Below are 12,060 nucleotides of genomic sequence, written 5' to 3'. Positions count from 1 at the left end.
ATGGCCGCCGTTCCGCTGCGCCTGGGGGTCAATATCGACCATGTGGCGACGATCCGCAACGCGCGGGGCGGCGAACATCCCGATCCGGTCAAGGCCGCGCTGCTGGCGGTGAAGGCCGGCGCCAACGGCATCACCGCGCATCTGCGCGAGGATCGCCGCCATATCCGCGACGAGGATATCGCGATGCTGATGGCGGCGCTCGACGTGCCGCTGAACCTGGAAATGGCGGCGACGCAGGAAATGCTGGGCATCGCCCTCAAGCACAAGCCGCATGCCGCCTGCATCGTGCCCGAAAAGCGCGAGGAGCGCACGACCGAGGGCGGCCTGGACGCCGCCGGCCAGATCGCGGTGCTGCGCCCGATCGTCGCCGCACTCACCGACGCCGGCATCCGCGTCAGCCTGTTCATCGAGGCCGACGCCGCCCAGATCGACGCCGCAATCCAGCTTGGCGCGCCCGTGGTCGAATTTCACACCGGCGCCTATGCCCATCTGACCGGCGAGGCCCGCGCGGTCGAGCTGCGCCGCATTGCCGACGCCGCCGCGCTCGCCGCCAAGAACGGCATCGAGCCACATGCCGGCCATGGCCTGACCTTCGACAATGTCGCGCCGATCGCCGCCATCCCCCAGATCGCCGAACTCAATATCGGCCATTTCCTGATCGGCGAGGCGATCTTCGGCGGGCTGGAAGCCAGCATCCGCGAAATGCGGCGCCAGATGGACCTGGCCCGATGAAAGCAGCCAAAGCGTGATCATCGGCCTCGGCTCCGATCTCTGCAATATCGAGCGGATCCAGAATTCGCTCGACCGCTTCGGGGACCGGTTCGTCCAGCGCGTCTTCACCGATGTCGAGCAGGCCAAGGCGGAACGCCGGCCGTTCACCAAAGCCGGCACGCTGGCCAAGCGCTTCGCCGCCAAGGAGGCCTTTTCCAAGGCGGTCGGCACCGGTTTCAAGGCCGGCGTCTTCATGAAGGATATCGGCGTCGTCAACGCGCCCAGCGGCGCCCCCACGCTGGCGCTGACCGGCGGCGCGGCACAGCGGCTGGCATCGATGGTGCCGGCGGGCTACAAGCCGGTCATTCACCTGACGCTCACGGACGATCATCCATGGGCCCAGGCCTTCGTCATCATCGAGGCGCTGCCGCTTTGAGCGGGCCGCCCTCCCCATCCGAGCATAGCCCTTCCATGACGGCAGTCGACATGACCCAAACCGACCCCCTGCCCCCCGCCGCGCCCGAAACGGCAGCCGACGACAAGGAGGCAGGCAATAGCGGGGCCGGCGGCAGCGGGGTGAATTGGTGGCATGAGGTGAAGAGCATCGTGCTGCTCATCCTCGCCGTGCTGGCCTTTCACAGCTTCGTCGCCAAGCCCTTCTACATCCCGTCGGAATCGATGATGCCGGTGCTGCTGAAGGGCGACCGGCTGGTGGTCAGCAAATTCCCCTATGGCTGGTCCTATGTCAGCCCCAGCTTCCATCCGCTGCCCTTCCTGAAGGGGCGCATCCTGGGCCATCTGCCCGAGCGTGGCGACATCGTCATCGTCTCGCCCCAGAACCGGCGCGAGGATTATATCAAGCGGGTCATCGGCCTGCCCGGCGACATTGTCGAGGTGCGCGGCGGTCAGGTGATCCTGAACGGCGTGCCGGTGCCGCAGAAGGTGCTCAAGCCCCTGCGCATAGCGGTCGACGGCAACGCCCCCTGCCCGCCGATGCAGTTCCCCGGCGCGCTGGTGACCGACAAGGCGGGCAAGAGCTGGTGCGAACTGCCGGTGCGGCAGGAAGTGCTGCCCAACGGCAAGACCTATGTCACGATCGACATGGGGCCGAGCGCGCTCGACTGGTATGGCCCGGTCCGCGTGCCCGCCGACCATGTCTTCCTGATGGGCGACAATCGCGACAACAGCGCCGACAGCCGCGCGCCGCTGGAGGAAAATGGGCTGGGCGGCCCGGTGCCATGGGAAGCGATCGGCGGCCGCGCCGAATTCATCACCTTCAGCCTGGACGGCGATTCGAGCTGGAATCCGATCAGCTGGTTCCATGCTTTCCGTGGTGGCCGCGCTGGGAACAGCCTGCGTCCGCAAAGCGTTACCGGAGCGAAATAGTTCACGACAGCTAATTGGGGGTTCCGGGTTTGAGCGACGCGCAGCAGCATATCGAGCAACCCGGCCCCAGCGAATTGCGCAGCCCGCTGGTCCAGCATGAGATCAAGCGGGCGGGCGTCTGGTTCGCGATGGCGATCGGCATCGCCCTGATCGTGCTGCTGGCCCAGCCGATCATGCTGATCCTGGGCGCGCTCGTCTTCACCACCATGATGGATGGCGGCACCCGCCTGCTTGGCCGAGTGCTGCCGATCGGCCGGGGCTGGCGCCTGACGATCGTGCTGCTCGCCGTCGTCGCCTTCCTCGCCTATACCTTCTACCTCACTGGCTCCAGCCTGGCCGCCCAGGCGCAGGCGATGCGCACCATCGTCGAAGCGCAGGTGGAGCGGGTCGGCGGCTGGATGCAGCAGCTTGGCATCACCACCACGCCCGAAGACCTCAAGAGCCTGGCCCAGCAGGCGATGAGTTCCATGGGCCGGGTCACCGCCGCCGTCGGCACCGCCGTCGGCGCGATCACCAGCGGTGTCATGATGCTGGTGCTGGCCATCTTCATCGCGGTCGAACCCAAGCTGTACGAACGCGGCGTCGCCTGGATGCTGCCGATGGACAAGCGCGCCCATTTCTACACCGTCGCCGACAAGATGGCCTTCACCCTGCGCCGGCTGATGTTCGGCCGGCTGATCGGCATGACGGTGGAGGGCGTGGGCGTGTGGCTGCTGCTATGGGCGGGCGGCGTGCCGATGGCGGGCCTGCTCGGCATCCTCACCGGCCTGCTCGCCTTCCTGCCCAATATCGGCGCGATCATCTCGGGCGTGCTGATCGTCCTCGTCGGCTTTTCCGGCGGCACCCATACCGGCCTCTATGCCTTTGGCGTCTACATGGCGGTGCAGATCATCGACGGTTATCTGATCGTGCCGATGGTAGCCAAGCGCGCGACCGACCTGGCCCCCGCGCTGGTGCTGGCGGCGCAGATATTGCTCGGCGCGCTGTTCGGTATCCTCGGCCTGTTCCTGGCCGATCCGATCGTCGCCATGATCAAGGTCTATCTGGAGGAACGGTCCAAGGCTCTGGCAGGGCAGACCATCCTGAAAAGCGACGATAAAAACGGCGATTGACGAATGCGTCCCGGAACGTAACGATTGCTCCTGCGCTTCTATCCTAAAGCGAAAGGAGAGAATGGCATGACCGTGGCAATGGAGCAGCAGAAGAAGCTGCATTTCGAACTGACCAATGTCGGCATGCGGGCCCAGGCGACCGCCGCCGGAATGGTCCAGCTCTGCCGGGAACTGCATCGGGCCGGCATCCTCGACAATGACGCACTGGAACGGATCAAGTCGGCGATCGCCGACGATATCGACATTGGCGCGCCGCGTTCGGTGTCCTGCGTCGAATATCGGCGCGACGTGAAGGCGCGACTCGACCGCCTGTTCACCGGCGAGGAAAAGATTGGCAGCGCCGAAGGCCTCGCCTTCCCACCATCAGCCCCCGGCGACCAGGCGAGCCTCTGAGCATTTGTCCGGACTGCGCCTCTGGCGCATCCGCACCGGCCCACACCCCCACCCGACCACCCAGATATGGTACCCTGATGGGCGGTCGGGTGGGGGTGTGGGCCGGTACCGTATAAAAAATGCGCCCTTTCGCGCATTTTCCAGACAGACTCTAACCACCAAAGAAAAAGGGCCCGGAAACCGGGCCCTTCTCTACTCTCGGATCGATCGGATCAGTTGCCCGGCACGCCCTGCGGAACGGCGCCCTGCGGCATGCCACCCTGCATCTGCTGCATCCGCTGCTGCATCTGCATGATTTCCGCGCGCGACTTGAAGTCGTGCAGCTGGACATCGAACACCAGCACCGAATTGGCCGGGATCGGGCCGGCGGCCTGCTCGCCATAGCCAAGCTGCGGCGGGATCCACAGGCGATACTTGCCGCCCTTCTTCATCTTCTGCAGGCCTTCGGAGAAGCCCGGCACCACGCCATCGACCGGCATCGGCGTCTGCGGATTCTCGTCGAACACGGTGCCGTCGAGCAGCGTGCCCTTATAGCCCACCAGCGCAACGTCGGCGGTCGTCGGGCTCGGCCCGCTGCCTTCCTCCAGCACCTGGTACTGCAGGCCCGACTCGGTCGTCACCACGCCCTTGGCATGGGCGTTCTGCGTCAGGAAGGCGGCCGGCGATGCTTCCACGCCCTGCTGCCCTGCCCAGGCCAGACCACCGGCCGCCAGCGCGATCGCGGCGACACCGATCCAGAGTCGCGTCAGCGACCCCTTGGCGATAGGACGAAGGGGGACAGCCGTCGTGGACATGGGCGAACGCCTCGCAATGAAGAACGGGAAATCAGCAAAGAGTCAGGACGACCGCGAACCGGCCGTCCTGATATCGGCAGTCCTTAACGGACGCCGTCGCGCTCGGCGCGCTTGCGCTCCAGCTTGCGGGCGCGGCGGACAGCAGCCGCCTTTTCGCGCGCACGCTTTTCCGAGGGCTTCTCGTAGTGACGACGCAGCTTCATTTCGCGATACACGCCTTCACGCTGCAGCTTCTTCTTGAGCGCGCGGAGGGCCTGGTCGACATTGTTGTCGCGAACGATGATCTGCATAAGTCCGTCAATCTCCAATCGAAAACGGGCGGATCGCCAGGAATGAAACCCTCCCGACGGGCCGACCGAATATAAAAATCCGTGAGTCGCCACAGGTCACCCTGAGGCATGTGGGGCGCGCCCTACCAGCAGAGTCGGGCAAATTCAACCCCTGCAGGGCTTTCACGCCCTTTCCCTCGACAGAATGCGTCGAGCGGAGGATAGTGGCGTCCATAATATAAAGGAGGATGGCCATGGCAAGTGCCGCCAGACAGCCCGACATGTCGCCTGCCGAATGGGAGGCGCGCCAGCAGCTCGCCGCCTGCTACCGCATCTTCGACCATTTCGGCTGGTCGGAACTGATCTACAATCATATCACCCTGCGCGTGCCCGATGAGGAAAACGCCTTCCTCATCAACCCGTTCGGCCTGCTCTACAGCGAGGTGACGGCGTCCAACCTGGTCAAGATCGACATTGACGGCCATGTGCTGGACGGCAGTCCCTATCCGGTCAATCGCGCCGGCTTCACCCAGCATAGCGTGTTCCACCGCCACCTGGCCGACGCCCATTGCATCATCCACACCCATACGACCGCAGGCATGGCCGTCAGCGCCACGCAGGAAGGATTGCGGCCGATCAATTTCTACGCCGCCGCCTTTGCCGGGCGGATCGCCTATCATGAATTTGAAGGCGTCACGATCCGGCCGGAGGAAGGGGAAAGGCTGATCGCCAACCTTGGCGCGCGGCGAATCATGATGCTGCGCAACCATGGCACGCTGGTGATGGCCAAGACCCTGCCCGAAGCCTTCCTGATGCAATGGATGCTCCAGCGCGCCTGCGAGATTCAGGTCGCCGCCTGCGCCGCCGGCACGCCAGTGGATATCCCGGCCGACGTCATCGCCGTGCATCAGCGCGACCTCGCCGGCGTGCAATTGCCGGTCGGCGTCGGCGTGCCGGATTTCCAGGCGATGGTCCGCCTGATCGACCGCACCGACAGGAGCTGGCGGGACTAGCGCCCCGCCTTCCCCGCCTCTGTCCGCTTGCCGCGGACGGAGGCGGATTAGCCCTTGCCGAATCCGCCGCCGCCCGGCGTCTCGATCACGAAGACGTCGCCCGGTGCCATCTGCGCCGATCCGGTCGCGCCCAGCATCTCGATCCGGCCATCGCCACGCTCGACCCAGTTGCGCCCCAGGCCGCCGGGTGCGCCGCCCTCCAGCCCGAACGGCGGCACGCTGCGCCGGTTGGCCAGGATGCCGGCGGTCATATCCTCCAGGAAGCGGATGCGGCGCAGCCCGCCATTGCCGCCATGATGCGCGCCCGCGCCGCCCGATCCGGGCCGAATCGAAAATTCCTCCAGCAGCACCGGGAATCGGCTTTCCAATATTTCGGGGTCGGTAAGGCGGCTGTTGGTCATGTGGGTCTGCACCACATCGGCGCCGTCGAAATCCGGCCCGGCGCCCGATCCGCCCGAGATCGTCTCATAATATTGGTGGCGCGCATTGCCGAAGGTGAAATTGTTCATCGTCCCTTGCGCGCCCGCCATCACGCCCAGCGCACCGAACAAAGCGTCGGTGACGACCTGGCTGGTCTCGACATTGCCGGCGACCACCGCCGCGGGATAAAGCGGCCGCAGCAGCGATCCTTCCGGCACCACCAGAGTCATGGGCTTGAGGCAGCCGTCATTCATCGGCACGGCTTCGTCCACCAGGGTTCGCACGACATAGAGCAGGGCCGCACGCGCGACCGACAGGGGCGCGTTAAAATTGCCCGGCAACTGGTCCGACGTGCCGGTAAAATCCACCGTCGCGCCGCGCGCCGCCCGGTCGATCGTCACGCTGACGACCACCGCCGCGTCATTGTCCATCGCATAGCGATAGTGCCCGTCGGACAGGCGATCGATCAGCCGGCGCACCGCCGCCTCGGCCTGATCCTGCACATGGCCCATATAGGCGGCCACGACATCGGCGCCATAATCGCCGCTGATCCGCTGCAGCTCGGCCGCGCCCTTGGCACAGGCGGCGATCTGGGCGGACAGGTCAGCGATATTCTGGTCGACATTGCGCGAGGGCCAGCGGCCGACGCCCAGCAGCGTCCTCAGATCGCCCTCCAAAAAGCGGCCCTGATCGACCACCAGCACATTGTCGAGGACGATGCCCTCTTCCTCAATGCTGCGGCTGTCGGGCGGCATGGAGCCGGGCGAGATACCGCCAATATCGGCATGATGGCCGCGCGCCGCGACATAGAAAGCGGGCGCGGGCGCCGTCTCATCCACGAACACCGGCATCACCACCGTCACATCGGGCAGGTGGGTGCCGCCATCATAGGGCGCGTTGAGCGCATAGACGTCGCCCGGCAGCATTCCGCGCCCGTCGATCGCCCGGCCATCGGCGCCGATCCCGCGCCGGCGCATCACCGCGCGGATGCTTTCGCCCATGCTGCCCAAGTGAACCGGCATGTGCGGCGCATTGGCGACCAGATTGCCGGCCGCGTCGAACAGGGCGCAGGAGAAATCGAGCCGCTCGCGGATATTGACCGAGGAGGCGCTGTGCTGGAGCGCGGCGCCCATTTCCTCGGCGATCGCCATGAACAGGCCGCCCATCACCTCCAGCCGGACCGGATCGACGGCGGTGCCGTCATCGGCGGCGGGCGCCGGGCGCGGCGCATGACGGGTCAGCACCAGATTGCCGATCGCGTCGAGCCGCGCGCGCCAGCCCGGCTCGACCACCGTGGTCGACACCGGGTCGCTGATCAGTGCCGGGCCATCGACGATGCTGTCCAGCGTCAGTCCTGCCCGGTCGAACACCGGCGCCGGCGCGCCCGCCAGCATCACCTGCGCCAGCGGCGCGGCCGGCTGCGTCGCGATGGTCGCCACCTTGCCCATATCCTCGGCGGTCGGCGCGATCGCCTCGACCCGCACCATGTCGACCAGTATGGTGCCGGTGCCGCCATAGCCGAAGCGCGCCTGATATTGCGCCTCGAAATCGGCCAGCATCGCCGCCCGATCGCCCAGCATCACGTCGAACAAGCTGTCGGTGCCATCATAGCGCAGCCGCAACACCGTCTCGCTCCGCTCCGCCTCCGGCAGGTCGGCGCGCGCCTGCTCCGCCAGCTCTGCGATCGCCGCCGTCAGCGCGTCGGCACCCGCATCGTCCAGCGGCAGCGCCAGCGTCCGCTCGCGCACCGCGCGCCGGTCGGCCAGACCCATGCCATAGGCGGACAGGACGCCGCCCAGCGGATGAATCATCACCCGGTCCATGCCCAGCGCGTCGGCGACCAGACAGGCATGCTGCCCGCCCGCCCCGCCAAAGCTGGCCAGCGTATAGCGCGCCACATCATGACCGCGCGCGACCGAGATGCGCTTGATCGCATTGGCCATGCTGGCGACGGCGACGGCGATGAAGCCCTGCGCCGCGTCCTGCGCGCTCATCACCCGGCCGGTCTGCGCCTCCACCTGCGCACAAATGTCGGCAAAGCGCGCCTCGACCGCGTCCCGGTCGAGCGGCTGGTCGCCATTGGGGCCGAACAGGCTGGGGAAGAAATCGGGCTGCACCTTGCCCAGCATGACATTGCAGTCGGTGATGGTCAGCGGTCCGCCGCGCCGGTAGCAGGCCGGCCCCGGCACCGCGCCGGCCGATTCAGGCCCGACGCGAAAACGCCCGTCGACCACCGAACAGATGGAACCGCCGCCCGCCGCGATGGTGTGGATGCGCATCATCGGCGCGCGCAGCCGCACGCCCGCCACCCGCGCCTCATTGTCGCGTTCATAGTTGCCGGCATAATGGGACACGTCGGTCGACGTGCCGCCCATGTCGAAACCGATCACCTCGCCGAACCCCGCCTGCTCGGCGGTGCGGGCTAGGCCGACGATGCCGCCGGCCGGGCCGGACAATACCGCATCCTTGCCGCGGAACAGGTCGCCCCGCGTCAGCCCGCCATTGGACTGCATGAACAGCATGTCGGCGTCCTCGCCCAGCGCATCGCCCAGCCCGTCGACATAGGCGCGCAGCACCGGCGAGAGATAGGCGTCGGCCAGCACCGTATCGCCCCGCCCGACCAGCTTGATGAGCGGCGCGACCTCATGACTGACCGAAATCTGGGTGAAGCCGATCTGCCGGGCGATCCGCGCCAGCGCCTGCTCATGGGCAGGATAGCGATAGCCGTGCATCAGCACGATCGCGACCGCGCGCAGCCCGGCATCATAGCCGCGCTGCAACGCCGCCTGCGCCGCGACCTCGTCCAGCGGCGTCAGGATGGTGCCATCCTGCATCAGCCGCTCGTCCATCTCCACGACATCGGCATGGAGCGGCGGCGGCAGGTCGATCCGCCGCGCGAACAGGTCCGGCCGGTCCTGATAACCGATGCGGATCGCGTCGCGGAAACCCTTCGTAATCGCCAGCAGCACCGGCTCGCCCTTGCGCTCCAGCAGCGCATTGGTGGCGATGGTCGTGCCGATCCGCAGCGTGCAGGGCGGGATCGGCCCGTCGCCCGCGCCGGTCAGCCGCCGGATCGCCTCGACCGCCGCGTCGGCATAGCGCTCGGGGTCGCTCGACAGCAGCTTGGCGGTGTGAAGAAGCCCTTGCGGGTCGCGTGCCACCACGTCGGTAAAGGTGCCGCCGCGGTCGATCCAGAATTGCCATTGCATGCCCCGCCTGATGGCCGCGCCACAGGCGGTTGGCAAGCCGCTTGGATCAATGGCCGGTCAGCGGTTCGATCGCCCCGGTCGCCAGCAGCGCGGCATAGCGCTGGTCGAAATCCGCCGCGATCTGCGCCAGCGTCACCTGCCCCAGCCGGGCAATCAGCATCGCCTCCGCTTCCTGCATCGCGGCCGCCATGGAGGCGTTGACCGCCTGTTCGACCAGGCATTGCGGATCGGGGTCGGCCGGCCCGATCGAGAAGATCCGCGGCTCGCCCACCGCGCGATAAATGTCGAGGATACGGATCGCATCAAGCGGACGGGCCAGGGTCCAGCCGCCGCCATGCCCCTTTTCCGATCGCACATAGCCCGCGTCGCGCAGGCCCGCCATGGTCCGCCGCACCACCACCGGATTGGTGCGCAGCATCTGCGCCGCCAGCTCCGACGTCATCGGACCGTCCAGCCGATCCATATGGATCAGGATATGCAGCATTCTCGACAGGCGCGCATCCAGCTGCATCGCAGGCGTCTCCTTTTCCGTTCGCCTATCACGCAACATCAATTGTTGCAAATGTGCGAGGCACGATTATGTAACTTATCAAGTATCGTGATTCGGCGCAGCCATTGAAAGGAAGACCCATGCATGACGTGATCGTGATCGGCGGCAGCTTTGCCGGCCAGTCGGCGGCGATGCAGCTCGCCCGCGCGCGGCAGGATGTGCTGCTGATCGATGCCGGCCTGCCGCGGAACCGCTTTGCCGACGCCGCCCATGGTTTCCTGGGTCAGGATGGCCGCACACCCCGCGCCATCATCCGCGATGCCGCGCGCCAGTTGCTTGCCTATCCCACCGCCCGGATGCTGGCCGGCGAAGTGCGCCATGCCACGCAGGCCAGCGACGGCTTCGCCCTGACCCTGGCCAGTGGCGAAACCCGGCTGGCCCGGCGGCTGATATTGGCAACCGGCGTGAGCGACGAGCTGCCGCCGATCCCCGGCATGGCCGAACGCTGGGGTGAGACGGTGCTCCACTGTCCCTATTGCCATGGCTATGAAGTGCGCGACCATCCGCTCGGCATCATCGCCAACCACCCGATGTCCGCGCATCAGGCCGCACTGATCCCCGACTGGGGGCCATCCACCTATTTCACCCAGGGCCAATATGAGCCGGACGATGCCGAACGCGCCCGACTGGAAGCGCGCGGCGTCGCGATCGAGCGGGTGCCCGTCGTCGCGCTGATCGGTGACGCGCCCGCGCTGAGCGCCGTGCAACTGGCCGACGGCCGGACGATCGAAGTGTCGGCCCTATTCACCGCCCCCAGAACCCGGCTCAGCAGCGATGTCGCGGTCCAGCTCGGCTGTGCGCTGGAGGATGGCCCGACCGGCCCCTTCATCAGCATCGACGCCTGGGGCCTGACCTCGGTGCCCGGCGTCTATGCCGCCGGCGACGCCACCTCCCCCATGCACAATGCGACCTTTGCATCCGCGTCCGGCGTCAAGGCCGGGGTCGGCGCGCACCAGTCGCTGGTCTTCGCCTGACGGGCGAGGGCGGGGCTGGATGGCGCCGCGCTATTTCCAGAAGCCCGCCAGCTTGCGCACCGATGCCTCGGCAGCTTCGCGGTCGGGGGCTTCGTTGGCGTCACCATAGCCAAACCAGTCGTCCTCTCCGACCTCCTGCACCACGATGCCGTCGCGCCGCGCCAGCATCGCCAGCTTGTCATGATAGACGCCATAGGTCGCGCCGGCCTGCGGGATCAGCCAGGCAATCTGGCCGCGCACCGGCACGATGCTCTCGTCCCGCCACAAGGCCCGCGCGCCATAGCCGGTGCAGTTGATGACCGTCTTCTGTTTCAGTCGCGTCACGTCCTGGGGTTCGTGCAACTCCATCGGCACGATCCGGCCGCCGCCGATCAGGAAATCCGTGGTCAGCTGATGGGCGAGATCGGCGACATTGAAGGTCAGCGAACTGCTGCGCCGAGCCCGCTCGGTGCGGAAGGGATGGGTGCCCGGCGCCAGCTCGACCGATCGCGGCATGATGTCATGCAGCCGCTCCTCCAGCCGGATGAAGCGATCGGGCCGCTCCGGCGTCCCCCTCTCGACGGCGGGCGCCACGGCCGGACCGTCCGACAACATGTAACGGTCGGTCCATTCCACCGGATCGCCCGGCAGGCCGAGCAGCCCCTGATAGAAAGCGAAGGATCGCCGCGCCATCGCCTCCCAGCGATCGCCAAAGCCGGCATCGACGCCGCCCTCCATCGCGATCCGTGAATCGGGCGACCAGGTGCCGGTCGCCCGCGCCGACCGCACATCGGGAAATTGCTCCTTGGCATAGATCGTCACCTTCGCCCCGGCGCGCTGGGCGGTGAGCGCAGTGGTGAGGCCGATCGCGCCGGCGCCGATCACGGCAATATCCGTCATCCCCTCGGCCAGCGCCATGCCGACCGCAACCTCGGCCGATCCCCAGGACAGCGACCAGCCGCTGCCGCCATGGCCATAATGATGGACGACCCGCTTGCGCCCCACCTCTTCCACCGCGATGCGCGGCCCGGCAGCGCGGAAGGGCCGCAGGCAGACGGTGATGCGAAAGATACGATCGGGCGTGGCGCGGATCGGCTCCAGCCCGGCCAGGGGATCGAACAGGCTGGCTGCATCAGCCCCCGCCGCCAGCGACAGGGCGCCCAGCCCGCTCAGGCCCCGCGCCAGAAAATCGCGTCTGTCCATCATCCCGCCCCCTATCTGCCGACCGGTTCAACGAAGTGCCCGGACAT

Annotated in this window: 12 protein-coding genes; 7 read left to right on the top strand and 5 right to left on the bottom strand. The window is 67.1% G+C overall.

What is annotated here, in order from left to right:
- The 5 genes from AC0KVN_RS11250 to AC0KVN_RS11230 all read left to right on the top strand — a co-directional run bounded on the left by AC0KVN_RS11250 (position 1) and on the right by AC0KVN_RS11230 (position 3,602).
- Positions 1-732, top strand: coding sequence for a pyridoxine 5'-phosphate synthase (locus AC0KVN_RS11250; protein ID WP_214866216.1), 732 nt, complete (start codon positions 1-3; stop codon positions 730-732).
- Positions 733-745: 13 nt separating this feature from the next.
- Entirely contained in the window at positions 746-1,147 is a 402-nt protein-coding gene (acpS, locus tag AC0KVN_RS11245) for a holo-ACP synthase (RefSeq protein WP_004208613.1), read from the top strand.
- 35 nt (positions 1,148-1,182) lie between these two features.
- Complete coding sequence (gene lepB / locus AC0KVN_RS11240) at positions 1,183-2,097, top strand: signal peptidase I (RefSeq protein WP_435566984.1); 915 nt, start codon at positions 1,183-1,185, stop codon at positions 2,095-2,097.
- A 29-nt stretch (positions 2,098-2,126) separates the two neighbouring features.
- Positions 2,127-3,209: an AI-2E family transporter gene (locus tag AC0KVN_RS11235; protein ID WP_037508394.1), complete on the top strand. Its 1,083-nt coding sequence runs from the start codon at positions 2,127-2,129 to the stop codon at positions 3,207-3,209.
- Between the two features lie 66 nt (positions 3,210-3,275).
- Positions 3,276-3,602 carry a hypothetical protein gene (locus AC0KVN_RS11230; RefSeq protein ID WP_004208616.1) on the top strand — a complete coding sequence of 109 codons (327 nt, stop codon included), beginning with the start codon at positions 3,276-3,278 and terminating at the stop codon, positions 3,600-3,602.
- Positions 3,603-3,814: 212 nt separating this feature from the next.
- Here AC0KVN_RS11230 and AC0KVN_RS11225 read toward each other — a convergent pair whose 3' ends face one another.
- Both AC0KVN_RS11225 and rpsU read right to left on the bottom strand, forming a co-directional pair.
- Positions 3,815-4,396 carry an FKBP-type peptidyl-prolyl cis-trans isomerase gene (locus tag AC0KVN_RS11225; RefSeq protein ID WP_004208617.1) on the bottom strand — a complete coding sequence of 194 codons (582 nt, stop codon included), beginning with the start codon at positions 4,394-4,396 and terminating at the stop codon, positions 3,815-3,817.
- Positions 4,397-4,479: 83 nt separating this feature from the next.
- Positions 4,480-4,686 (bottom strand): 30S ribosomal protein S21, encoded by a 207-nt coding sequence (gene rpsU / locus AC0KVN_RS11220; RefSeq protein WP_004208618.1) that lies wholly within the window; start codon positions 4,684-4,686, stop codon positions 4,480-4,482.
- Between the two features lie 233 nt (positions 4,687-4,919).
- Here rpsU and AC0KVN_RS11215 point away from each other — a divergent pair, with 233 nt between their 5' ends.
- Positions 4,920-5,678, top strand: a complete 759-nt coding sequence (locus tag AC0KVN_RS11215) for a class II aldolase/adducin family protein (protein ID WP_435566983.1) — start codon at positions 4,920-4,922, stop codon at positions 5,676-5,678.
- A gap of 47 nt (positions 5,679-5,725) precedes the next feature.
- Here the strand turns inward: AC0KVN_RS11215 and AC0KVN_RS11210 are convergent, their stop codons facing one another.
- Both AC0KVN_RS11210 and AC0KVN_RS11205 read right to left on the bottom strand, forming a co-directional pair.
- The gene (locus tag AC0KVN_RS11210) at positions 5,726-9,307 is read right to left on the bottom strand and encodes a hydantoinase B/oxoprolinase family protein (RefSeq protein WP_483656113.1); all 3,582 of its coding nucleotides are present in this window, start codon (positions 9,305-9,307) and stop codon (positions 5,726-5,728) included.
- Between the two features lie 46 nt (positions 9,308-9,353).
- Positions 9,354-9,818, bottom strand: a complete 465-nt coding sequence (locus AC0KVN_RS11205; protein WP_097384593.1) for an Rrf2 family transcriptional regulator — start codon at positions 9,816-9,818, stop codon at positions 9,354-9,356.
- Between the two features lie 119 nt (positions 9,819-9,937).
- On the opposite strand from AC0KVN_RS11205, the gene AC0KVN_RS11200 reads away from it, so the two are divergent.
- Positions 9,938-10,831: an NAD(P)/FAD-dependent oxidoreductase gene (locus AC0KVN_RS11200; protein WP_435566981.1), complete on the top strand. Its 894-nt coding sequence runs from the start codon at positions 9,938-9,940 to the stop codon at positions 10,829-10,831.
- 30 nt (positions 10,832-10,861) lie between these two features.
- Here the strand turns inward: AC0KVN_RS11200 and AC0KVN_RS11195 are convergent, their stop codons facing one another.
- Complete coding sequence (locus AC0KVN_RS11195) at positions 10,862-12,016, bottom strand: FAD-dependent oxidoreductase (protein ID WP_435566980.1); 1,155 nt, start codon at positions 12,014-12,016, stop codon at positions 10,862-10,864.
- Between the last annotated feature and the right edge of the window lie 44 nt (positions 12,017-12,060).

This window comes from Sphingobium sp. SG1, assembly GCF_057063145.1.
Note: the sequence above shows the minus strand (reverse complement) of the source record. Positions and strands in the feature narration are given on the sequence as shown.